We start from the raw sequence: 23,555 nt of genomic DNA, 5'->3' as shown, positions 1-23,555 counted from the left end.
CCCACCCGACCCCCGCTGAGAGAGGATCGTCGATGCGTCTCGTCAATCGGCTCCCCGCCCCAGGATGGGCCAGAGTCCTGGCGCTGCTGCCGTTCGTCGCGGTGCTGGTGCTTTACCTGATCGCCTCGGCGATGCGCCTCGCCGACAATCCGGCCGACAAGCTCCTGCCCTCCTTCGCCACCATCGGCGACGCCATCGTGCGCATGGCCTTCACGGTGGACATCCGCACCGGCACCATTCCGCTGTGGTCCGACACGATTGCAAGCCTTGGCCGCCTGTTCGCGGGGCTTGGCATCGCCACCCTCATCGGCGCGGTGCTCGGCATCGCCATCGGTGTTCTGCCCTATCTGCGGGCATTGCTGGGGCAGTTCGTGGCGGTGGTGTCCATGGTGCCGCCGCTCGCCATCCTGCCCATCTTGTTCATCACCATGGGGCTGGGCGAAGCGTCCAAGATCGCACTGATCGCCATCGGCATCGCCCCGCTGCTCATCCGCGACATCGCATTGCGCGTCACCGACATGCCGCCCCAGCAATTCGTGAAGGCGCAGACGCTGGGCGCCTCGTCCTGGACCTTGGTGCTGCGGGTGGTGCTGCCGCAGATCCTGCCCCGCCTCATCGATTCGGTGCGGCTCCAGATCGGTCCGGCCTGGCTGTTCCTGATCTCGGCCGAGGCCATCGCCTCCGAAAGCGGGCTCGGCTATCGCATCTTCCTGGTGCGCCGCTATCTCGCCATGGACGTGATCCTGCCCTACGTCGCGTGGATCACGCTGCTCGCCTTCGTCATGGAGATCGCATTGGTGGCGCTCCAGCGCCGCGCCTTCCCCTGGTTCGCCGCCGCGAGGACCGCCCAATGAGCCTCATCAGCGTGCGCCACCTGTGGAAGGAGTACGACGACAAGGTCGTGCTCGAGGACATCAACCTGGAGATCGAGGAGCGCGCCTTCGTGGCCCTGGTCGGTCCCTCCGGCTGCGGCAAGACAACCTTCCTCAAGATGCTGCTGTCGGAGGAGATCCCCACCCGCGGCATCATCGAGCTGGACGGCAAGCCCATCCCGAAGGAGCCCGGCCCCGATCGCGGGGTGGTGTACCAGCGCTATTCCGTGTTCCCGCACCTCACCGTGCTGGGCAACGTGCTGCTGGCCAAGGATCTCGGCGCCCGCGGGCCCGGCACCCGCCTGCTCGGCCGCGTGTTCGGGGCGGCGCGGCGGGCCGCCACCGAAAAGGCGCGCGAGCTGCTCGCGGCGGTCGGCCTCGCCCATGCGGCGGACAAGTATCCGAGCCAGCTTTCGGGCGGCATGCAGCAGCGCCTCGCCCTCGCGCAGGCGCTGATGGCGGAACCGCGCGTGCTCCTGCTGGACGAACCCTTCGGCGCGCTCGATCCCGGCATTCGCGCCGACATCCATGTGCTGATGCGCAAGCTGTGGCACGAACGCGCGCTCACCGCCGTGATGGTGACCCACGATCTGCCGGAGGCCTTTGGCCTCGCCACCCGCGTCATCGCCTTCGAGCGGCGGCGCGACGAGCCCTCGGACGGGGGACGCTACGGCGCCCGCATCGCCAAGGACATCGGCATCTGGCCGCCGCGCGTCGCCGGCGCGCCGAAAGCCGTCTAACCCACCCTTTCCACCCGGCCGGGACGACCCGGCGCGCGCACGGGAACCTGAAGCGGGACGACCCGATCATCCAAGGCGTTGAGACATGACATCATCTTTCGACACCCCCGATGCCGAAAAGGCAGCCCTGATCGCCACCCGCCGCCAGCGTTACGAGCAACTCAAGGCGGCCGGCGACGCCGTCACCCCGCGCGTGCTGCCCGCCCCCACCGCGCGCGACGGCGCGCCCATCGCCCCCGCGAGCGTGCGCCACGCCGAGACCATCCCCGGCGGCTGGTATTGGACCAAGGTGATCCGCCGGGGCGAGGGCCTGCGCCTGCTCAACACCTGCGGCAATCCGGGCGTGTCGGTGTTCGCCTGGAACCTCTCCGACCCTTCCGAGCGCTACAACAGCGCCGACACGGTGAAGGTCCAGTGGACCGCCGACATCCGCAAGGGCCGGGTGCTGTTCTCGGACATGGGCCGGGTGCTGTTCTCCATCGTGGAAGACACCTGCTGCGCCCATGACACCATCATCGGCGGCTCCACCCCCGCCTCGAACCTGAAGAAGTACGGCAACGCGGCGGAGCGCAACACGCGCGACAACATGTGGCTCGCCGCCGCCAAGCACGGCCTTGGCCCGCGCGACGTGGCGCCGGTGATCTCCTTCTTCGCGCCGGTCTCATTCGTGGACCACAAGCCGGTGTGGCGCGATGGCATCGTGCAGCCCGGCGATTTCGTGGACCTGCGGGCCGAATTGGACCTCATCGTCGCGGTCTCCAACTGCCCCCACCCGCTGGCGCCGGACACCCGCTTCGCCCCCGGCCCGGTCGAGGCGATCGTGTTCCAGCTTCCCGCGCCCGCAGCCGACGACCTGTGCCGCACCGCCACCAGCGAGGCCGCACGCGGCTTCGAGAACAACGCCACCTGGCTCCAGGCCTGAGGGAGGGACCCATGACCGCGCTCAACACCGCTTCCGCCACCCCCTTCTTCGCCGCCCCGGTGCTCGATGAAGCCAAGGCCGTCTACGATTTCACCGTGCCCGCCAATCGGCCATGGTCGAAGGTGATCCAGAAGGGCCAGATCCTGCGCATCATCGACATCAAGGGCTGCCAGGCCGTGGACACCCTCGTCTATGACGCGCACGACACCTCGGAACGCTATTCGGCCCAGGACACCATCCTCGCCCAGGGCGCGCCTTATGTGACCACCGGCACCCGGCTCATGTCCAACTTCGGCCATGTGCTGGCCGTGGTGGTGGGCGACAGCTGCGGGCGGCACGACACCTCGGCCGGGGCCTGCTCGTGCGAGGCCAATACGGTGCGCTTCGGCCACCACACCCGCTACATGCACGCCTGCCGCGAGAACTTCGTGATGGCCGCGGCCGCCCACGGCATGACCAAGCGGGACATCGTGCCCAACATCAATTTCTTCATGAACGTGCCCATCGAGGCCGACGGCAAGCTCGCCATCGTGGACGGGGTCTCGGCGCCCGGCGACCATGTGGACCTCTTGGCGGCGCGCGACATGCTGGTGCTCATCTCCAACTGCCCGCAGGTGAACAACCCCTGCAACGATTTCGACCCGACGCCGATCCGCGTCCTGGTGTTCGATCCGGCCACCGCCTGACGCCGGAGACAGCGCCATGTTCAAGAAGGTTCTCATCGCCAACCGGGGCGAGATCGCCGGCCGCGTCATCCGCACGCTCAAGAAGATGAACATCCCATCGGTGGCGGTCTATTCCGACGCCGACCGCTTCACCGCGCCGGTGCTGGCCGCGGACGAAGCCTTCCACATCGGCCCGGATGCGGCCAAAGACAGCTACCTGAAGGCCGACGCCATCCTCGCCGCCGCCAAGGCGACGAGGGCGCAGGCGGTGCATCCCGGCTACGGCTTCTTGTCCGAGAACGCCGCCTTCGCGGAACGGCTGGCGGCCGAGGGCATCGCCTTCATCGGCCCGCGCCCCGAACATTTGCGCGATTTCGGGCTGAAGCACACGGCCCGCGAGATCGCGAAGGCCGCCGGCGTGCCGCTGCTGCCCGGCTCCGGGCTCCTGGACGACGCCGACGCGGCGGTGGCCGCGGCGGAAGCCATCGGCTATCCGGTGATGCTGAAAAGCACCGCCGGCGGCGGCGGCATCGGCATGCAGCTCTGCGCCGATGCCGAGGAGCTGCGCACGAAGTTCGCCAACGTGCAGCGCATGGGCAAGGCGAGCTTCGGCGATGCCCGCGTCTATCTCGAACGCTTCGTTGCCACCGCCCGCCATGTGGAAGTGCAGATCTTCGGCCTCGGCGACGGGCGGGTGCTGACGCTGGGCGAGCGCGACTGTTCGCTTCAGCGCCGCAACCAGAAGGTGATCGAGGAGACACCGCCCCCCGGCCTCACGGTGGAGCAGCGCGCCCGCCTCACGGACGCCGCCCGCAAGCTTGGTGAGGCGGTGTCCTATGAAAGCGCAGGCACGGTCGAGTTCATCTGGGACGTCGCCCGCCAGGACTTCTATTTCCTGGAGGTGAACACCCGCCTGCAAGTGGAACATCCGGTCACGGAAGAAGTCTTCGGCGTCGATCTGGTGGAATGGATGATCCGCCAGGCAGCGGGCGCATTCACCCCGCCGGAGCGCCTCGCGCCCAGGGGCGCCGCCATCGAGGCACGCATCTATGCGGAGAACCCGCAGGCCGATTTCCGCCCCTCCACCGGCCGCGTCACGGCGCTGAGCTTCCCCGAAGGCGCGCGCGTCGATGGCTGGATCGAGCGCGGCAGCGAGGTCACCGCCCATTACGACCCTATGCTGGCCAAGCTCATCGTCCACGGCGCCGACCGTGCCGAGGCGGTGGCAAAGCTCCAGGCCGCGCTGAAGGGCGCGCGGATCGACGGCCTTGAGACCAATCTCGACTATCTCGGCGCGGTGGCGGCGGGCGAGGCGTTCGTGTCCGGCGCCGTCGCCACCAGCGTGCTGAAGGATTTCGCCTTCACGCCCCGCGCCATCGAGGTGCTCGCCCCCGGCGCGCAGACCAGCGTTCAGGACGTGCCGGGCCGGCTCGGCCTGTGGGACGTGGGCATTCCCCCCTCCGGCCCCATGGACGCGCGCTCCCACCGCCTCGCCAATGCGCTCGTCGGCAACGCCGAGAGCGCGGCGGCCCTCGAATGCACCCTCACCGGCCCGACGCTCCGCTTCCACCGCGACGCGGTGATCGCCCTCACCGGCGCCGACATGAACGCGAAGATCGACGGACGCCCGCTGGCGCGTTTCGCACCGATCACCGTCAAGGCCGGCGAGACCCTGGTCATGAAGGCGGTCGCCGGCCCCGGCCAGCGGGCCTATCTGGCTGTTGCGGGCGGGCTGGATGTGCCGGACTTCATGGGGTCCAAGGCCACCTTCGGCCTCGGCGGCTTCGGCGGCCACGCCACCGGCACGCTGCGTGCCGGCGACGTGCTGAAGATGGGCGAGGAGCCGACCACACCCGCGCGTATCGCGACGCCAGAGGAGATCCCCGAGCTGACCGGCGAATGGACGCTCACGGTGCGCTCCGGCCCCCACGGCGCACCCGACTTCTTCCAGGTCGAGGACATTTCCGACCTCTTCACTCACCGCTACGAGGTGCATTTCAACAGCGCCCGCACCGGTGTGCGGCTCATGGGTCCGCAACCGCGCTGGGCGCGCGCCGATGGCGGGGAAGCCGGCCTCCACCCTTCCAACATCCACGACAACGCCTATGCCGTCGGCGCCCTCGACTTCACCGGCGACATGCCCATCATCCTGGGACCGGACGGGCCGAGCCTCGGCGGCTTCGTGTGCCCGGTGGTGGTGGCGAAGGACGACCTGTGGAAGGTCGGCCAGCTCAAACCCGGCGACGGCGTGCGCTTTTCCTGCGCCGATGGCTATGTGGCCGACAGCCCGCGCGTCACCGCCCCCGCCATTCTGCCGGCGGCCGAAGGCCTGACCCAGAGCCCCATCCTGGGCTCCATTCCCGATGGCGAGGTGCCGGTGGTCTATCGCCGCGCGGGCGACGACTACCTCCTGGTCGAATACGGCCCCATGATGCTCGACATCGCCTTGCGCCTCAGGGTGGGGCTGCTCGCGCAGGCCATCCGCGCCGCGAAGCTGCCGGGCATCGTGGATCTCACCCCCGGCATCCGCTCGCTCCAGGTGCATTTTGATCCGGACCGCATCTCCGGCACGAAGCTGGTGGCGGCGCTGGCCGAGCTGGAGGCGTCCCTGCCCCACGCCGAGGACGCCACCGTGCCCTCGCGCATCGTGCACCTGCCGCTGTCCTGGAACGATCCCTCGGTCCAGCTCGCCATGCGCAAGTATCAGGAGCTGGTGCGCCCCGATGCGCCCTGGTGCCCGTCCAACATCGAGTTCATCCGCCGCATCAACGGCCTCAATTCCATCGAAGACGTCCATCGCATCGTGTTCGAGGCGGATTACCTGGTGCTGGGCCTGGGCGATGTGTATCTCGGCGCGCCGGTGGCGACCCCGCTTGATCCGCGCCACCGCCTTGTCACCACCAAATACAATCCGGCCCGCACCTGGACCCCGGAGAACGCGGTGGGCATCGGCGGCGCCTATCTGTGCGTCTATGGCATGGAGGGGCCGGGCGGCTACCAGCTGTTCGGCCGCACGGTGCAGATGTGGAACTCCTGGCGCTCCACCCGCGAGTTCGAGCCCGGCCACCCGCATTTGCTGCGTTTCTTCGATCGCATCCGCTTCTACCCCGTGGACGAGACCGAGCTCGCCGAGGCGCGCGCCGCCTTCCCCCATGGGCGCTATCCCTTGAAGATCGAGGAGACGGAATTCTCCTGGCGCACCCACGCCCGGTTCCTCGCCGCCAACACAGCCGAGATCGACGCCTTCCAGGCCCACCGGCAGGCCGCCTTCGAGGCCGAGCGGGCGGATTGGAAGGCCCGCGGACTCGACAGCTTCGTGGCCGAGGATGCCCTGGTGCTGGCCGCCGGCGAGGAGGAGCCCCTGCCCTCCGGCGCCACCGCGGTTGCCGCCCACATGACCGGCACGGTCTGGAAGGTGGTGGTTGAGGAAGGGGCCGTGGTAAAGGCCGGCGAGCCCATCGCCATCCTCGAATCCATGAAGATGGAAATGGAAGTGCTCGCCCCCGCCTCGGGTCGGCTTCTGGAAGTGCGCTGCAAGCCCGGCCGCACGGTGCGGGCGGGCGATGTTATCGCCGTCATGGAGGAGGAGGCCTGATGCTGCCGGACATGCTCGACATTTCGACCTTGAAGGCGGGCTACGCGGCCGGCACCGTCACGCCGCTCGACGTCATCGAGGAGGTGATCCGTCGCCTCCACGCGGGCACCGACCCCGCCGTATGGATCTCCAGATTCGCGGATGACGACCTGCGCGCCGCCGCCCGCGCGCTCATGGCCGAGGGCGGGCGCGAGGCCCGGCCCTTGTGGGGCATCCCCTTCGCGGTGAAGGACAATATCGATGTGAAGGGGCTTGCGACCACGGCCGCCTGCCCCGCCTTCGCCTATGCGCCGCAGCGGGATGCGGCCACCGTGGCGCGGCTGAAGGCAGCGGGCGCGCTCGTCATCGGCAAGACCAATCTCGACCAGTTCGCCACCGGCCTCAACGGCACCCGCTCGCCCTATGGCGCGCCGCGCAGCGTGTTCAATCCCGACTACGTTTCGGGCGGCTCGTCCTCCGGCTCGGCGGTGGCGGTCGCCTCCGGCCAGGTCGCCTTCGCGCTGGGCACCGACACCGCCGGCTCCGGGCGCGTGCCGGCGGCGTTCAACAATCTGGTGGGGGTGAAGCCCACCAAGGGGCTCGTGCCCAATACCGGCCTGGTGCCGGCCTGCCGGAGCATCGATTGCATCTCCGTGCTCGGCGCCACCGCCGGGGATGCCACCCTCGTGCGGCAGATCATGCAGGGGGAGGACGAGGGCGATGTCTATTCCCGCGCCGCCGCCCCGCGTTCCCTGCCCCTCGCCGGATTCCGCTTCGGCGTGCTCAGCGGCAAGGAACGCGTCTTCGCCGGCGACACCGAGGCCGAGGCCCTCTACGACGCCGCAGCCGCCCGCCTGACGGCCCTCGGCGGCACCATGGTGGCGATCAATTACGCCCCCTTCCGCGATTGCGCGAGCCTGCTCTATGGCGGCCCCTGGGTGGCCGAGCGGCTGGCGGCGGTTCAGACCTTCTTCGATGCCCACGCCGCCGACATCGATGCCACCGTGCGCACCATCATCGAAGGCGCGCGGCAGTTCTCGGCGGTGGACGCCTTCTGCGGCGCCTATGCCCTCGAGGCCTATCGCAAGGCCACCGACGCCGAATGGGCGAAGATGGACGTGCTGCTGCTGCCCACCGCGCCGCGCATCACCACCGTCGCCGAGATGCGGGCCGACCCCATCGGCCTCAATGCCATGCTGGGGCGCTACACCAATTTCGTGAACCTGCTGGACTGCTGCGCCGTGGCGGTGCCCTCCGGCTTCCGGGCGGACGGGCTGCCGGTGGGCGTCACCCTGGTCGCCCCCGCCTTCTGCGACGATGACCTCGCCGTGCTGGCGGACCGGCTGCACCGGGCCGCCGCCACCGGTCTCGGCCACGACCGTGCCGCCGCGATCCCCGAACAGGCCCGCCTCGCCCCCTCCCGCGAGGGACTGGTTCCGCTGGTGGTGGTGGGCGCCCATCTCACAGGCATGCCGCTCAATCCCGAGCTGACGCGGGCCGGCGGCGTCCTCCTGAAGGCCTGCCGCACCACGCCGGATTATCAGCTTTACGCCTTGCCCGGCACCCTGCCGCCCAAGCCGGGCCTGATCCGGACCCCCGGTTTCTCCGGACCCGGCCTGGAGGTGGAGGTGTGGGGCCTGCCGCCCGCCGCCTTCGGCGCATTCGTGGCCGCCATTCCGGCCCCCCTCGGCATCGGCAAGATCAGCCTCGATGACGGCACCAGCGCCAGCGGCTTCCTGTGCGAGGCCCATGCGGTGGCCCAGGCCGAAGACATCACCGCCTTCGGCGGCTGGCGCGCCTGGCGCGCGCGGGGTGCGGCATAAGACAGAACACCCGCGCGAACACCTGCGGGAAAGGTTCGCAGAAGTGGCCTATATACCTAGCTAGCCGAGCCGCGCCACGGCCTATGCCATGGCGATGATGGCCTCCGCGAGACGGGTATAGACCATGTTAGCTTCTTCAATGTTCACCTTGATCCCATGCTCCTTACCCTTGGCATCCTTTCGCACCCAGCGCGCACCGGTCCATTGGCCGTCTGCTGACGTTAGTTCAAAGATAGGCTTCGAAAGTTTTTGAGAGACTGGTATCAAACCGCTGAAATTCTGAACCCCTGCGAGGTGGTAAGGTTCATCATATCCAACTGCATCCCGAAATTCCTGCTCGTTAATAATCATGCCCTTGCTCTGCAGAACGGGGACAAGCTTTTCTGATACAAGTACTTTTATCTTTTGGAGCCACTCAACATAGGCTTTCGACATTTGCTTTTGATCCGACGTTTCAGTCTTATCTTCTACCGTGTAAATTCTGTAGTTTTGAGATATATATCCAAGCATTTTTGGATTGTTGACAGGCAAAGAATCTGCACCTCCGTCTTTAAAGCTTGATATTTCATCAACCCACCGCGGAAAAACGTTGCTAAGCGAATCCATAGCCTGATAGCAGAAGAAATCAGGAGAAATTGGAATTATGAAATAGTCTGAACTCATTAGAATGCAGTGATTTGTGGCCGATACGCTCGGGCTCATATCGATCAAAACTATATCAACGGCATTCTCTTTTGCGACTCGGCGTATCAATTCGTTAAATGCGCTTACAAACCGGCGCAGAATCGGAATTGTCGCGCTGCTGGTCAATGCGGTGGCAATTTGAGTGTCGATCTCCGAAAATCGTATGTTCCCAGCAAGGATGAACAGGTTTGGATTGTTGGTCTTAGTAATCGGCGTCTTCCCTCCCTGAGAAGATACCGTGTCACCGCCCAGCGCGAACACCGGGGCAAGACTGCTGAAAATGTCTGTGTTCTGCTTGCTGTCGTAAAAAGCGAACAGCGAGTCGTAATCCTCTATTCCCAGCGTTAAGCCAGTTAGGTTGCATTGCGGATCGGCATCCACAATCAGAACCCGTTTCCCGAGCCGGGCCAGCTTCCACCCAAGGTGAAAGGCGGTAGTGGTCTTGCTGACGCCGCCTTTGTGATTAAAGAGCGAAACGACTTTGGCTACTGGAATCTCCCCCGCGGAGGTTGAACTGCGAATCGAAGTGCTGGCCCCCGCCGTGCCACGGGGGGCATCCTGACCGCTAGATTGAGTTTCTAGCCGATCCCGTGGCGCGGGGCTTTTTGGAGTGGCTGAAGGACCATCAGTCAGGTTCGACACCATGGCCTTGGCGACCGCATCAAAGTCCGCGTTGATCGGCTCGATCATCTTCTTGTCGTCAGGCATGGATCAGGCCCTTGTAGGTGAGGCGCTTCCCGACCGACCGGCGAAGCGTCATGTCGATGAACGGCATGGTGCCAGCGCGAGCGGTGTTGTGGCGGAATGAGTACTCGTTGACGTAGCGATGCAGGTGCTTCGCGCTCATGTAGTGGTAGATACCGATGTAGCCGCGCTTGAGCAGCGACCAGAAGCTTTCGATCCCGTTGGTATGGGCCATGTCGCGGACGTACTCGCCAACCGAGGGATTGATGCGGATATGGTTGAAGCCAGCGGCTTCAAGCTCAACGTAGCCGCCGTCGGTGTCAGTAACGACCGTAGCGCCGGGGTTGGCATGATCCTGCACGAAAGCGCCGAGCGTCCCGGCCTTGGTATCAGCGACGACGACCGCGCGGACTTCGCCAGTCTCCGAGCGGATGCCGGCAACGGCGGTCTTACCGACCGACCCGCGACCAGCGCGAAGCTTCTTGTCGGCGTGCTTGTTCTTCTCGCGACCGCCGACATAGGTTTCATCGACCTGGACATGATCGCCCATGCCACCCCATTGGCCGGCCAGCCAAGTTTCGCGGATGCGCTGCGCAAGGAACCAAGCCGACTTTTGCGTGATGCCGAGTTCGCGCGCCATCTGCGTGGACGGAATGCCCTTGCGCGCCGTGGTCATCATGTAGATCGCCATGAGCCACTTTTGCAGCGGTAAGCGCGATTCGGCCAGAACGGTGCCAGTGCGGACGCTGAAGTGCTGGCGGCAGCCCCGGCAGCGGTAGGGCATCGGCTTGTGGTTCTTGACCTCCGCCACCGACAAGCTGCCGCAATGGGGGCAGCAGACTTCACCGGTCCAGCGGTTGTTCTCGAAGTACTTGCGAGCAGTTTCCTCGTCTGGGAACCGCTGGAAGAACTGATACAGGCTGATGGTTTCAGGATTGTCGGTCATGAAACCTAACTAGCCACCGCCGTGGCGCAGGTCAAGTAAGTTTTGGCTAGTTAGGTATACAGGCCCCAAATTTATGTGATGCCGATCCCTCCGTGCAGAGCGGCCGGACACTGCCCCAGGCGCGCGGGGGTGGACAGGCTCTCCGAGGCGCGGGCCACCACATAGACCTCGTAACTGGGCAGCAGCTCCGGTGCGAGCAGTGGCCAGCAGGCGGCATCCCCCCGCTCCCGATTGGCCACGTCCGTGGGCAGGAAGCCGAGCCCCACCCCCAGCAGGATCAGCCGCCGCACCTCCGCCAGCGTCTCAGCAAATCCCGAGGTGCGCGCGCCAAGCCCGTAGCGGCGGCGAAAATGCTCCAGCTCATCCGGCTCATCCTCGCCGGTCAGGATGAAGCCCTCGTGGCGCAGCTCGGCCGGATGCAGCGGCGCGCTGCCGTGGCAGGGGTGGCCCGGACCGCAATAGAGCTGCTGGATCTCGCGCATCACCGGCACATATTGCAGCGCCATGTTGGGCGCGCTGTCACAGGTGATGCCGATCTCCGCATCGCCGGTGCGCAGCGATTTGATGATGGCGCGCCAGGGCGCCACCTCCAGTCGCAGTTCCACGCCCGGAAAGGCGACGTGGAAATCGGCGATGGCCCGATCCAGCAGCGGCGAGACGAGGTCGGAAATCATGCGGATGCGCACCGCGCCATCCACCAGACCATTGGCCTTGGCCACCTCCAGCGGCATCCGGTTCACCTGGGCGCGCAGCCCCGCGCACAGGTCGAACAGGGCATTGCCGGCCGCGGTCAGCTCCACCCCCTTGGCGGAACGCTCGCACAATTCCACCCCCAGATGCCCTTCGAGCCGGCGCAGCGCGGCGCTGATGCTCGGCTGCTGGCGGTTCATGGCCCGCGCGGCGGCGCTGATGCCGCCCCATTCCACGATCTCCAGAAAGGTGCGGAACAGGTTCCAGTCCACATTGCGGGTGAAGGCGCTCGCGCGCTCGCTGCGCCGGGAAACCTGAGCCATGGCCGACCTCCGCCCCGCGCAGGAGCCGCAGGGGATAGATCCACTCTATGACTGACATTGACCGGACGTGTCTACCCGGCTCTCCCCGCCGATGCCCATAGTGCCGCCCTTCGTGGAGGAACAGCCTTGCTCGACATCGACCAGCTCGGGGGCCTGTGGCGGCGCTCCCTCATCGTCCAGCCCGATGGGCGGCGGGATACCACCACCGAGGTGTATTGGCTCCAGGGGCCGGAACACTATATCGACCTGCGCCAGCCGGCGGACCGCCCCTCATTCGCCGGTGTGCGCGCGCTGCGCGATCTCACCGCGCCACAGATCGGCTGGCTCGCGCGGCAGGACGGCTTCGCCGGTCGGCTGGTGAAGGCGGGTGCCTTCTTTGAATGGCAGCGCCACCTGGATTTCCAGCCCCCATCAGCGCTCGCCGATGCCGGCCGCCTGTGGCTGGAAGACGGCATCATGAAGGAAGAGGGGCGAGACGTGCCCTATCTGGAGCATTGGCATCGGGCGGAAGGGGATCGCACCCCCGCCGCGGCCTTCATTCTGCGGGATGCACGGAGCGGCAGCGCGGGGTCATTGGTGGTGGTGGGCGACCGCTTCATGCTGGCGCGGGCGCGCCCGTTCGCCGTGCCCGGCGGCCGCTCCCTCGCCGATCTGGTCGCCGAGGCGCCCACCCTGTCCCACGCCCAGGACCTCGTCGATTGCGAGATTTCGTTCGGCACCGTGGGCGACGGGGAATGGCTGATCCGCGTCTCGTCCCTCCCCTTCCGGGAAGGCTGCGCCCTGGGCGTGAGCCGGACCGGCGGCGGACAGCTCGCCACCCTCGACACCGGCCCGGCGGGCGGCACACTGACCCGGCGTTGGAGCATCCTTCATGGGGAGGGCGCGCCGCTCGACATCTGGCTGAGGCAAGACCTCGCCGCGCACGCCACCTGAGCCCGCCGGCCTCGGCTTCCGACCGCCCCCGAGGCAGGCGGAACACGCCGGCGCCCAAGCCCCATACCCAAGCCCCCGCCAAACCGGAGCGCAGGCCCGACAAAAGGCCCGTGAGTCGAACTCACGGGCCTTTTGGGATGATGACCTGTTGGCGCGCGCAGCGTTCAGAAGAAGCGATCGAACCGCACCCGTTCCGCGGACAGGCCCGCATTGCGGACCAGAAGGTTTTCCACCGCCTGCGTCATCGGCGGCGGACCGGCGCAATAATAATCAAACCCGTCCACCGACCCATCGAGCCAGGCTGCGGCGACGTCGTGCACCAGCCCGTGGGCAAGCCCGCGAATGGCCTCTCCCGACACCACCGGCACATAGGTGAGACGCGGGCCGAGCCCCGTCAGGGCATCGATGCGGGCCACATCCAGCACATCGGCCCCGGTGCGCCCGCCATGAAAGAAGACGACGCGCCGAGACGTCGGCTCCGCCGCCACGGCGCGGGCGATGGACACCATGGGCGCAAGGCCGGAGCCCCCTGCAAGACACACGACATCCCGCTCCCCCGGACGGAGGAAGGCGAGGCCGAACGGCCCATCGATCGTGACCGCGTCGGGGGGCGTGCCGAACAGGCGCTCCCCCATCCGCCCGCCCGGCACGCGCCGCACCATCACCTCGAACACGCCGGCCGCGTTGGGGAGATTGGCGAGGGAATAGGCCCGCTCCAGGCCGTCCGGCAGCGTCAGCATCACATATTGCCCCGGCAGGAACCGGGCCGGTCCCTCGCTGCGAAACCGGAAGCTGCGGATATCGTGGGTGATATCCTCGACGCCATCCAGCACCGCCCGCCGCCGCTCCGGCGGCACCGGCGGCACGCAGGCCGGGTCTTCCCGCACCTTCAGCCGGCAATCGGCGAGCGGGCGGCATTGGCACGCCAGCACCCGGCCCTTGCGCCGGTCGCGATCGGACAGGCCCGGCGCATCCGGCCACAGGGGCTCCACCACCCCGGCCAGGATCTCCACCTTGCAGGTGCCGCAGCCGCCCGCATTGCATTCATAAGGCAGCCCGAGCCCGGCCCGCAGGCCCGCGCGCAACACGGTGTCGCCGGCGTCGCATTCATAGCTGGCGCCGCTCTCCAAAGTGATCCGCGCCATGTCAGGGCACCAGCACGATGTCGCCGCCGCGCAGCTCGAAACGATGCACGCGCAAGGCGATGGTGCAGGGCGCCCCACACGGGGCGCCGGTCGCCAGATCGAAGGCGCCCGAATGCCACGGGCATTCCACCAGCAATTCCTCGGCGTCGATCTCGCCCTCGGAAAGGGAGGCCTCGCCATGGGTGCAGGTGTCGTCGGTCACATAGAAGCGCCCGCCCACATGGAACACCGCCAGCGGCGGCCCGTCGTCCCGCTCAACCCGCAGCGCCCCGCCCTCGGGCACGTCGGCGGCGCGGCAGAGCACGGCTTCGGCCGTCAGGATGCCCGTCATCACAACAACTCCGTCAGGGAAAGGCCCCGCCCTTCCGGCCCCAGGGCCAGATAGCCGCCATCCACCGCCACGGTGGTGCCGGTGATGAGCGAGGCACGCGGCGAGGCCAGGAACAGCACCGCTTCCGCCACCTCTTTCGGATCCCCCACCCGGCCGGTGATGTGCAGCGGGCCGGCGATGCGATCCGCCTTCGCCCGGTCGGCCTTCACCATCGCGGAGATGGGCGCGGACCAGGTCCAGCCCAGGGACACCGCATTCACCCGGATGCCGTCGCCGGCGAGATCGAGAGCCTGTGAGCGCGTGACCTGCTCGATGGTGGCCTTGGTGGCGGGATAGACCCAGCGCCCGGCCTGGGCGATGCGCCCGGAGACGCTGGTGAAGTTCACCACCGCCCCGCCGCCCTGGGCCGCCATATGCGGCCGGCACGCCTGAACCAGGGCCACGCCGCCGAACACATTGACATTGAAGGCCGCCGCCCAGTCCGCGCGGGGCGAGGCCGCACCCTGGTCGATGTAGCAGGCCGCCGCATTCACCAGAACATCGATGCGCCCGAAACGAGCGAGGGTGGCCGCCACCGCGGCGGCGATGGCCGCGTCATCGCCCACATCCGTGGGGATGAACAGGCCCCGCGCGCCAAGCCCCTCGGCCACCCGCGCGCCGCGGTCCGTATCGATGTCCACCACGACGACGCACGCGCCCGCCGACACCAAGCTTTCCGCGACGGCGGCGCCGATCAGGGTCGCGCCGCCGGTCACGATGGCAACCTTGCCGGAAAACTCAGCCATGAGCCACCTCCCGCAGTCCGGACCAGTTCCGCAACGCTCCGTTGCAGAACACCAGCGCATCGGCGGCAGACCCGCGCGTATGGGTCAGCACCTTGCCGATGAGAATGACGTGGTCGCCGCCCTCCACCACCTCGTGCCGGGCGCACTCGAAGGTGGCGAGGCAGCCAGGCAGCAGCGGCGCCCCGCCGGCGCCCGCATCGAGATCGAGCCCAGCGAACCGGTCGGCGCCAGGACGGGCGAAGCGGTTGCACAGCTCCTCCTGGGCGCCCGACAGCACATTGACGGCGAAATGGGTCGCGCCCCGGAACACCGGCACGCGCGGCGACGTCCTGGCGAGGCTCCACAGCACCAGCGGCGGATCCAGGGAGACCGAGGCGAACGAATTCACCGTCAGCCCCACCTTCTCGCCATCCGGCGCCAAAGTTGTGATCACGCAGACCCCCGTGGCGTAGAGGGAGAGGGAGTGGCGCAAGGCGCGCCGCTCCGCTTCCGCACCCGCCACAGCGGCCACCGTCGCCACCCCGGTCTCAGGCGACACATCACGCGACATGGGCCACCTTCGACGCCACATAGCGCTTGGCCGCGTCGAGATCGGCGATCGCCGGCCAAAAGCGGGGGGGATCGTTGAAATTGCCGCAGAATTCGTCGGCGATGACCGGCACCTTGGAGGCGGCGCCCAGGATCTCCAGCACCGATGGCGGCGGCGGCACCAGAAGCGCATTGGTGAAAGCGCAGGTGTACTGCCCCGAGGTCTCCCAGAAGCCGTTGAACAACTCCTCCATCCACGCGCGATCGAAAGGCTTGTCGCCGTGTTCCAGGATGGCGGAGAGATAGGCCTTCACCATGCGATTTGCGTTGTTCGCGCCCTGGCCGGCGATGGGGTCGTTGAGCACGAGGGCGTCACCGACGCCGAACACGATGTTGCCCGAGGGCAGCACGCCCACCGGCTTGCGGATGACGGGCGTGAACGACCCCTTCAGCCAGGCGTTGGCGTCGGTGATCTCCATGTCGTCGGGCACATGCTCGGCCTGGTCCGGCGTGAGGCGCTTCACCACCTCGCGCACGGTGGCCACCATCTCCGCGCCGTCCTTGACGTCCTGGAACACATCCATGGGTCCGCCAGGAATGGCCTCGAACAGGAAGCTGCGGCACTCCCCCTTGGTGTGGGTGTAGAAGGGCAATGAGAAGTATTCGCCTGCCCCGGCGATGAAATTGAAGCGCAGCGGGCGGAACGGAATCTCGCGCCACGGCCGGTCGCCGGTGAGGTTGGAGCCGGTCACCAGCACCGCGGCGAGATTGCGCGGCGGCACCTTGTGGGGCGAGCGGGCGTCGTCGCGCTCGAACAGGGCGGTGATGGCCCCCTTGCCGGCCGCCACGATGGTGAGGTCGTTCTCGGCCGAGATCCGCTCGAGATCGGCGATGGTGATGGCCTGGATCACGAGCCGCCCGCCGCGCCGGGCGAATTCGTTCATCCAGCGATGGAACTTGGTGCGCACGTCCAGCGCCTGCCCGTGGTTGACCCCGAGCCGGCCCTGCACCGAGAGCCCCACCATGCCGTCGGGGGCGCGGAAGTCGACATGGATGCCCTCGCCATAGGGGCCGAGGTCTTCCCAGAAATTGAGGCACAGGTCGCGCTCGATCTTCAGCGAGCTTTCAAACAGGAAGGCGGTGGTGGCGAGGCGCGAATGCAGCACCTGCTCCGCCGTGCGGTCGGAATAGATCGTGACGTCGTAGCCTTTGTCGATCAGGCCGAAGCCGAGCAGCAGACCGGCCTGCCCGCCGCCGATGATGGCGATCTTGCGCATGGGATGTTCCTTGAAATCGGGAAGGTCACGGCCGGGTCTTGAAGCCTGGCGCGTGGGGACTGACGAGGGGCAGATCGAGCACGACGCGGGAAAAACGCCAGCCGTCCGGCGTCCGTTCGAGCCGCGTGTCGTAGGTGCCGCCCAGGAAGTGGGCGACCGGCTCGGCGCCCGGCTGATCCTTGATCTTGGAGAGCTCCCACAGCCACCAGCGGCAGCGGGCGCCTGTTCCCTCCTCGTCGATCTCCACCACCGGCGAGGTCATGTAATGCAGGGTCCAGACGATGGTTTCGCGGCCGATGCGGGCGAGTTCCGCGACGATGAGGTCGCGCCCCTGGAAGCGGCCGAAGCCGGCCGCCTCCCATTCCGCATCGTCCGTGAACAGCCCGGAAAAGATCTCCGGGTCGTTGCGGCGATCCGCGCCGAGGGCATAAAGGCCGACCAGGTTGCGGATCGCTTCGGCGCTTTCGAGCCGCGCCAGCCGCCTCTCCAGTCCGCCGGCCGCGTTCATGCCGGCACCCGTCCGTGCTCGGCCACGAAGCGGGCCTCGTCGAACGAGTGGGGCACCTTCGGATCGCCGCGGTACAGTTCCACATGGGGCGCGACCTCCGCCATGGAGAGCGCCATCCAGAACACCGGCTTGGCCTCGGCGGGCACCTGCCCGAGGGGATACTGGTCCACATACTCCAGCATCTTGGGCAGCTCGGGCAGCACCGCGTCGTAGAACGCCTTCAGCTCCGCCTTGGTGGAGGTGATGCGCTTGTGCTGGCGCGCGTCCTGGGTGCCCAGCGCCCAGGCGGTGAAGGGGGACAGGCTTGCGAAAGCCGCGGGAAGAGTCTCAGTCATCGGTTCGTCCTCACTCGGCCGCGGTCATGAACTGTTCGAGGGCGTGGTAGCCGTGGCGGATCAGTACCTCGTCATCCTGAAGGTGCATGACGGTCTTGGCGCCGGATTCGAGGGCGTCCTGCGTGTCCTCCATGGTCGCGGTATCCTCGAGCCACGCATTGCGCTGGAGCACCTGGGAGAACTCCTGCGCCCAGACTTCCGAATTGGTCTTCGGCGCGGGCAGATAATAGCGACCTTCCCAGCGGGTCTTGTTGTGGGCCAGCGGCCAGAACTGGTGGGTGAACCAGATGCCTTCGGAAACATGCAGCAGCAGGTTCGGGAACAGCACCGACAATTCGAAGGAGAAGTCGGGCCGGCGATCCGGATTGACGGTGGGCGGCAGCATGGAGGCGCCGCGATTGGTGACCAGCGAAGCGCCGGTGATGGCATTGGCGAGCTTGGCCACCGGCTTCGCTTCCGCATTCATGGACAGGCAGATGGCCGTGGTGCGGTGGGGCCCGAACAGCTGCACGTTCTGGAGGCCGGAGGTGAACACGTTCGGGAACGAGCCGGCGTGGATGGTGGCCACGTGATAGGCTTCCGCGAACGCGTCGTGGGCGACCTTCCAGTTGCAGTTCAGCACCGTATTGTAGGCATAGGCGCGCGGCATCTTCTCGTAAGGATAGGCGCCGAGGTGCCGGCCGATGCCGCCCAGGAAATCGGTGAGGCTCTCCTTGCCCTCCGCATCCAGGTTGACGAAGACGAAGCCGGCCCACACCTCGGTCCGCACGGGGGCAAGGCCGTTCTCGCCGCGATGGAAGCAGGCGTGGAACTTCTCTTCCTCCGGCACCGAGACCAGATCGCCCTTGGCATCATAGACCCAGCCATGGAACCGGCAGGTCACCACCGCCGCCTTGCTGGACCCGAAGGTCTCGTCGCCGGTCTCCACCACCACCTTGTTGCCGCGATGGGAGCAGGTGTTGTGGAAGCCGCGGATGGCGCCATCCTTGCCCCGGATCAGGATGACCGAGGTATGGGCGAACGAGAGCTTCTTCACCTTGAAATCGCCGGCGTTGGGGATTTCCTCCACCCGCGCCACCTTCAGCCAGGCCTTCTTGAATACCTTCGCCATTTCGGCGTCGAAGAAGGCCGGAGACACGCAGGGCTCCACCGGAATGGGGCCAGTGCCGAGCTCCGGGTAGGCGGTGGCCCACTTCTGCTGGGTCTCAGACATGGAAATACTCCTCAAAGTCCGTATTGCGCGCGCACGAGATGGGCGATCCCGAGGCGCTCCAGGATCGGCATGGGGCAGAGGAAGGTGACGCGCACCACGCCCGGCAGACGGCTGATCTCGATGGAGCCGGTGATGGTGGCCCGGTTCAGGATCTCGTCGTAGGGCAGGCCCGTGATGGCGGCGGCGCGCTCCAGGCCGTTCCTGGTGGCGTCATTGAGGTTGGCGGCGGAGCCGATGAAGGTGATGGGGCCGTTCTCCTCCACCTCCATCTGCCCATAGCGGGCGCCCAGCGCCTTCACCGCCGCCTTCTGGGCTCCGGTCATGGGCCGCGCCATGGGGGGCAGGTCGTCGGGGCGCTGCAGCAGGATGGGGCCGTCGATGCCGAGCCCCTTGATGACCTCCACCTCCACCTCGGTCTCGCCGGAGACGTCGGTGGCGTGGCCCGCGATCTCGCCGTTGCCCTGCTGGGCGTGCATGTCGCCCATGTAGATGCCGGCGCCCTTCACCTTCACCGGGCAGATCAGGACCGCCCCTTCCCGCACCGAATTGGTGTCCATGTGGCCATCGGTCTTGGCGGCGGCGAGCGCCTCCGCCGTCAGCGCGTATGTGTGGGGCGCGTCGATGAGGAAGGAACCGAAATCGCCCGCATTGTGGGAGTCCGGAAGGTCCGCCGATGGGGTGGTGCCGATATTGCCCAGGAACGGCTGCATGTGGGCGGCAAGGCCCGCGATGTCGGCATGGGCGAGGGTGAGGACGGAATGCTGCTGCGCCAGTTCCGGCAGCGCGGAGAAGGTGCTCGCCTCGCCCGCCAGCGTCTCCGCCACCGCCTTGCTCACGGTGAGGCTGACGCCCGCCTCCCGGTCCAGCACGATCACATAGCCGTTGGAGACGCGGAACGCGTTCACCTCCGAGCCGCACACATCGCAATGGATCGCCTCGTCGCCGATGCCCTCCACATGGCTCGGCGGGCTCATGGTGCCGCAGACGGGGCACAGCTTGGCGACGAAGGGATCGCCGCGATAGCGCCCTTCCACGAATTCCATCACCCCCGAGGCGGTGGCGAGCGAGGTGACCTGCATCTTGCGGATCTTGATGGCGACCGCGTCGCCCACCTCGGCCCCCTCGACCGCGACCGGCTGGGTCACCTCATGCCCGCCCTGGAACTTTGGCGTAATCATGGGGCCCCAACAGCCGGGGGGCGTTCCGGTGCGGATGGTGCCGCCATCGGCCACCGGGCCAAGCATGGGAACGGAGGGGCCGACGATGCCGCCGGAATAGGAAAACACATCGATGACGGGCAAAGCCGGCATGATCTTGAACTCCAGGAAGACGTATGAAAAATCAGAAGGCGGCGACGATGTTGATCCAGATCTTGTCGCCCTGCGGCCGGTTTTCGACCGCGAATTCGCTCATGAATTTCGCCACGGCCGTGATTTTTCCGGACGTGTACATGAGCTGCGGACCAAGAGCGACCGCCTGCCCCTCGAACCCACCGAACACCGCGCCAAGGCCACTGTCGGGCGTGGTCTGCTTGTAGGCATAGCCGCCGACGCCGATGGCGAACGGTCCGAAATGCTTCGCCGCCACGAAGTCCGTATGCAGTTCCTGGCCTGACTGGTAGTTGGTGTCCTGGTTCTCTGTATTGAAGTCATACATGATCTTCGCGGAAAGCTCCCACCCCTCCTTGTTCAGGTAGGTGAAGGCGAAGACGGGCGTGAACGTGAAATAATTCCGGCCAGGATTGGCGATGGACTCCGGGTCATACTTTCCAGTAGGCAAGGTGATGTCGAATCCGGTGACGACATTCCACTCGCCGAAGTGCCAGCCCAGGATGAACGGATCGATGATGATGTCGCCGATGCCGGAGGAGCGGCCAGACATGCCGCCGAATGCGGCATCCACGCTGGCGATGGGCAGGAACGCATGCATCGCCCAATTGGCACCGAAGACCTGCACGTCGCTCACATAGATCGCGCGGAACACGGTGGCCGCCACATCGACGCTGAAATCGTTGAAGATGGGGCTGCTGTTCTTGAAGCTGCTTGCGGTATAGTACTCGTTGTAGCTGACAACATAGAAGCCGGGCGGCGGCAGATAGCCGGTCATGAAGCTTTCGGCGCCGTTGGGATAGGCGCCACCGCCGCCCTCGGTGGCGTGCGCGGCACCGGCGCCACAGAATACCAACGATACGGCAAGACAAATGCGCTGTGCTGTGTGAGACATCGTGACCCCAGTGTCAGGTTTCGCCGCCGGATTTAAGCTCTGGCTGACGCCCGCAATATCGCGGGTTCTGGAGTCACTTTAGAAAGCTGGAATGAGTCCTCTCAATTGGGGACGATCGCAGACGACTAGGGGTTTTCCCTAAGGGCGATCGGGAAGTTCCCCAGCCGACGGCTTCACACCGAACACGATCTGCATGATCTTCGCGAGGCTGTCGGTGCCCAGTTTCTGGCGAATATTGGCGCGATGCACCTCCACCGTCTTGGGGCTGATGCCGAGCTCGTGAGCGATCTGCTTGGTTTGGTGCCCCTCGATCATGAGGTCAAGCACCGACCGTTCGCGCGGCGACAGCGACAGCAGCCGGGCGGCGCGCCGCGAGTTGCGCTGCGCCTCGGTGAAAAGGCGCACCCCCTCCGCCAGCGCGGCCTGGATGGTGTCGATCATCACCTGGTAGTTGAACGGCTTCTGGATGAAATCGAAGGCGCCGCCCTTCAACGCCCGCACCGACATGGGCACATCCCCGTGGCCGGTGATGAAGACGATGGGCAGCGGCGCGTTCCGCCGCAGCAACTCCTTTTGCAGATCGAAGCCGCCCATCAGCGGCATGCGCACGTCCAGCACCACGCAGCCCGGACGACGCGGGTCATAGGCATCCAGGAACTCCCCGCCGCCGGCCGACACCCTCAGCTCGCAGCCCACCGATTCCAGCAGGAAACGCAAGGACGTCCGTACCGCGTCGTCGTCGTCCACGATGTACACCACGGGCACCGGAGCGGGGCTTGATGAATCGGCGCGCGGCTGCAAGCTCATGCGTGGCCCTCCTCCTTGGCGACCGGCAATGCCACATGGAACACCGTGCCGGTGGCTCCGGACGTCGCCCACATGTGCCCGGCGTGGGAATCGACGATGGTGCGGCATAAGGCGAGGCCGATGCCCAGCCCTTCCTTCTTGGTGGTGTAGAAGGCGTCGAAAATCTGATCGGGGTTCATGCGCGGCAGGCCGTGGCCATTGTCCTCGATCGAGATGCGGACCGCCCGCGGCAGCCGATCGGTGGCGATGCGCAGAATGCGCCGCCCTGGCTCGGTACCGGCCATGGCCTCGATGCCGTTGAAGGCAATGTTGAGGATCACCTGCTCGATCAGGATGGGATCGGCCACCGTGCCGACCGGCGTGGCGCTGAAGCGATATTCCACCCGCGCATCGGAACGCTCCGCCTTCAGGTCGATAAAGGACGCCACGTCCCGCACCATTGCGTTCACGTCCACCTGCTGGCGCTGGGGATCGTTGCGACGGGTGAAGTTGAGGATGGAGCTCATGATGCGCCCGGCGCGCTCGGCCTGGGCGTTCACCTCGCGCAGGGCGGTCAAGGTTTCACCCGGATCGAAGCGGCCGCTTTCCAGCCGGTGGATGCAGCCGCCGATGTAATTGCCGATGGCGGCGAACGGCTGGTTCAGCTCGTGCGCCAGCGCCGACGCCAGCTCGCCCATGGAGCGGCACCGCGCCACATGCTCCAGCTCCCGTTCGCGCTCGCGCGCCTTGCGCTCGGCCTCCACGCGCTCGGTCACGTCGCGGTAGTTGACGAGGATGCCTTCCATTTCCGAGGCGCGCACCAGATCCTTCACCGTCGCCTCATGATGCCGCCAGCCGCCGTCCCGGTGGAGAATGCGGTAGGTGACGTGGTGCGCCACGTCGGCGTCCGGGCACTGGGAGCCCTCACGCCTCAAGAGGCGGCGAATACGCTCGATGTCGCTCGGGTGGATGTAGTCCAGCACGTTGCGGCCGGTGGCGCGGCGTTCATCGTAGCCGAGCACCGTCGAGACCGAAGGCGACACATAACGCAGCCGCCCATTGGGCAGCACGATGGCGATGCCATCGGAGGAATGCTGGATCAGCCGGCGGAAATGCGCCTCGCGTGCAATCAGGCGCTCCTCGTACAGCTTGCGCTCTCGGATGTCGCGAAACAGCGCCAAGACCAGGCCGCGCCCTTCCACCGTAATCAGCTTCAGGTTCACCTCCACCGGCAGCTCGTCGCCGCCCCGTGGCTGGATCGTCCATTCGAAGGTGTAACCGCCCTGCTCGGTGGCGCGGCGGATGCGGCGCAAGGCCTGATCCAGGCTGAAAGGCGTGCGCGCCGGGCTGATGCCCGCCACGGTCATGGACAGCAATTCGGACCGGCTATAGCCAGTGAGCAATTCCGACGTCTCATTCGCCTCGAGGATGTGCCCATCCTCGGGGTCGTGAATGAAGATGGCGTCGCTCGCATTCTCGAATGCGGTCCGGTAATGGCTATTCGAAAGCTGGGTCATGGGAGGCCACCGGGCGACCGCCCCGGCTCTACAGGGCTTGCGACAGTCATG

Annotated in this window: 22 protein-coding genes; 7 read left to right on the top strand and 15 right to left on the bottom strand. The window is 66.8% G+C overall.

The genetic code is table 11. The annotated features are described in order from the left end of the window. The first annotated feature begins 32 nt into the window (after positions 1-32). The 6 genes from HUW53_RS04835 (at position 33) to atzF (ending at position 8,596) form a co-directional block, all read left to right on the top strand. Positions 33-854, top strand: a complete 822-nt coding sequence (locus HUW53_RS04835; RefSeq protein WP_237344626.1) for an ABC transporter permease — start codon at positions 33-35, stop codon at positions 852-854. After that, entirely contained in the window at positions 851-1,612 is a 762-nt protein-coding gene (locus HUW53_RS04830) for an ABC transporter ATP-binding protein (protein WP_237344625.1), read from the top strand. Before HUW53_RS04835 ends, HUW53_RS04830 begins: the two co-directional genes overlap by 4 nt. Before the next feature lie 85 nt (positions 1,613-1,697). Then, positions 1,698-2,534 carry an urea amidolyase associated protein UAAP1 gene (locus tag HUW53_RS04825; protein ID WP_237344624.1) on the top strand — a complete coding sequence of 279 codons (837 nt, stop codon included), beginning with the start codon at positions 1,698-1,700 and terminating at the stop codon, positions 2,532-2,534. 11 nt (positions 2,535-2,545) lie between these two features. Further along, a complete protein-coding gene (locus tag HUW53_RS04820) occupies positions 2,546-3,220 on the top strand; it encodes an urea amidolyase associated protein UAAP2 (protein WP_237344623.1) in 675 nt (224 codons plus the stop codon). Positions 3,221-3,236: 16 nt separating this feature from the next. Further along, the gene (uca, locus tag HUW53_RS04815; RefSeq protein WP_237344622.1) at positions 3,237-6,794 is read left to right on the top strand and encodes an urea carboxylase; all 3,558 of its coding nucleotides are present in this window, start codon (positions 3,237-3,239) and stop codon (positions 6,792-6,794) included. Further along, a complete protein-coding gene (gene atzF / locus HUW53_RS04810) occupies positions 6,794-8,596 on the top strand; it encodes an allophanate hydrolase (RefSeq protein WP_237344621.1) in 1,803 nt (600 codons plus the stop codon). The genes uca and atzF overlap by 1 nt, the downstream gene beginning before the upstream one ends. Positions 8,597-8,677: 81 nt before the next feature. On the opposite strand, the gene HUW53_RS04805 is transcribed toward atzF, so the two are convergent. The 3 genes from HUW53_RS04805 to HUW53_RS04795 all read right to left on the bottom strand — a co-directional run bounded on the left by HUW53_RS04805 (position 8,678) and on the right by HUW53_RS04795 (position 11,923). Continuing rightward, complete coding sequence (locus HUW53_RS04805) at positions 8,678-9,988, bottom strand: ParA family protein (protein WP_237344620.1); 1,311 nt, start codon at positions 9,986-9,988, stop codon at positions 8,678-8,680. Next, positions 9,981-10,910 (bottom strand): IS1595 family transposase, encoded by a 930-nt coding sequence (locus HUW53_RS04800; protein WP_237344619.1) that lies wholly within the window; start codon positions 10,908-10,910, stop codon positions 9,981-9,983. The genes HUW53_RS04805 and HUW53_RS04800 overlap by 8 nt, the downstream gene beginning before the upstream one ends. 71 nt (positions 10,911-10,981) lie before the next feature. After that, on the bottom strand, positions 10,982-11,923 hold the full coding sequence (locus HUW53_RS04795) for a LysR family transcriptional regulator (protein ID WP_237344618.1): 942 nt from the start codon (positions 11,921-11,923) through the stop codon (positions 10,982-10,984). Between the two features lie 126 nt (positions 11,924-12,049). On the opposite strand from HUW53_RS04795, the gene HUW53_RS04790 reads away from it, so the two are divergent. Beyond that, positions 12,050-12,856, top strand: coding sequence for a hypothetical protein (locus HUW53_RS04790; RefSeq protein WP_237344617.1), 807 nt, complete (start codon positions 12,050-12,052; stop codon positions 12,854-12,856). 164 nt (positions 12,857-13,020) lie between these two features. Here the strand turns inward: HUW53_RS04790 and HUW53_RS04785 are convergent, their stop codons facing one another. From HUW53_RS04785 to HUW53_RS04730, 12 genes are all read right to left on the bottom strand, one after another. Beyond that, positions 13,021-14,001 carry a 2Fe-2S iron-sulfur cluster-binding protein gene (locus HUW53_RS04785; RefSeq protein ID WP_237344616.1) on the bottom strand — a complete coding sequence of 327 codons (981 nt, stop codon included), beginning with the start codon at positions 13,999-14,001 and terminating at the stop codon, positions 13,021-13,023. Between the two features lies 1 nt (position 14,002). Continuing rightward, positions 14,003-14,332: a non-heme iron oxygenase ferredoxin subunit gene (locus HUW53_RS04780; protein WP_237344615.1), complete on the bottom strand. Its 330-nt coding sequence runs from the start codon at positions 14,330-14,332 to the stop codon at positions 14,003-14,005. After that, entirely contained in the window at positions 14,332-15,117 is a 786-nt protein-coding gene (locus HUW53_RS04775) for an SDR family oxidoreductase (protein ID WP_237344614.1), read from the bottom strand. The genes HUW53_RS04780 and HUW53_RS04775 overlap by 1 nt, the downstream gene beginning before the upstream one ends. Continuing rightward, a complete protein-coding gene (locus HUW53_RS04770; protein ID WP_237344613.1) occupies positions 15,110-15,667 on the bottom strand; it encodes a flavin reductase family protein in 558 nt (185 codons plus the stop codon). The genes HUW53_RS04775 and HUW53_RS04770 overlap by 8 nt, the downstream gene beginning before the upstream one ends. Then, positions 15,657-16,922: a styrene monooxygenase/indole monooxygenase family protein gene (locus tag HUW53_RS04765; protein ID WP_237344612.1), complete on the bottom strand. Its 1,266-nt coding sequence runs from the start codon at positions 16,920-16,922 to the stop codon at positions 15,657-15,659. The genes HUW53_RS04770 and HUW53_RS04765 overlap by 11 nt, the downstream gene beginning before the upstream one ends. Positions 16,923-16,947: 25 nt before the next feature. Further along, positions 16,948-17,430 (bottom strand): nuclear transport factor 2 family protein, encoded by a 483-nt coding sequence (locus HUW53_RS04760; protein WP_237344611.1) that lies wholly within the window; start codon positions 17,428-17,430, stop codon positions 16,948-16,950. Further along, the gene (locus tag HUW53_RS04755) at positions 17,427-17,765 is read right to left on the bottom strand and encodes a hypothetical protein (RefSeq protein ID WP_237344610.1); all 339 of its coding nucleotides are present in this window, start codon (positions 17,763-17,765) and stop codon (positions 17,427-17,429) included. The genes HUW53_RS04760 and HUW53_RS04755 overlap by 4 nt, the downstream gene beginning before the upstream one ends. Positions 17,766-17,775: 10 nt before the next feature. Next, positions 17,776-18,978, bottom strand: a complete 1,203-nt coding sequence (locus tag HUW53_RS04750; RefSeq protein ID WP_237344609.1) for an aromatic ring-hydroxylating oxygenase subunit alpha — start codon at positions 18,976-18,978, stop codon at positions 17,776-17,778. An 11-nt stretch (positions 18,979-18,989) separates the two neighbouring features. Beyond that, on the bottom strand, positions 18,990-20,288 hold the full coding sequence (locus HUW53_RS04745; protein ID WP_237344608.1) for an acetamidase/formamidase family protein: 1,299 nt from the start codon (positions 20,286-20,288) through the stop codon (positions 18,990-18,992). Positions 20,289-20,319: 31 nt separating this feature from the next. Then, positions 20,320-21,201, bottom strand: a complete 882-nt coding sequence (locus tag HUW53_RS04740; protein WP_237344607.1) for a SphA family protein — start codon at positions 21,199-21,201, stop codon at positions 20,320-20,322. A 138-nt stretch (positions 21,202-21,339) separates the two neighbouring features. Next, positions 21,340-22,008, bottom strand: a complete 669-nt coding sequence (locus HUW53_RS04735; RefSeq protein WP_237344606.1) for a response regulator transcription factor — start codon at positions 22,006-22,008, stop codon at positions 21,340-21,342. Beyond that, complete coding sequence (locus HUW53_RS04730) at positions 22,005-23,504, bottom strand: PAS domain S-box protein (protein ID WP_237344605.1); 1,500 nt, start codon at positions 23,502-23,504, stop codon at positions 22,005-22,007. The genes HUW53_RS04735 and HUW53_RS04730 overlap by 4 nt, the downstream gene beginning before the upstream one ends. Between the last annotated feature and the right edge of the window lie 51 nt (positions 23,505-23,555).

Source organism: Xanthobacter agilis, assembly GCF_021730435.1.
GTDB classification, from domain to species: domain Bacteria; phylum Pseudomonadota; class Alphaproteobacteria; order Rhizobiales; family Xanthobacteraceae; genus Xanthobacter; species Xanthobacter agilis.
Note: the sequence above shows the minus strand (reverse complement) of the source record. Positions and strands in the feature narration are given on the sequence as shown.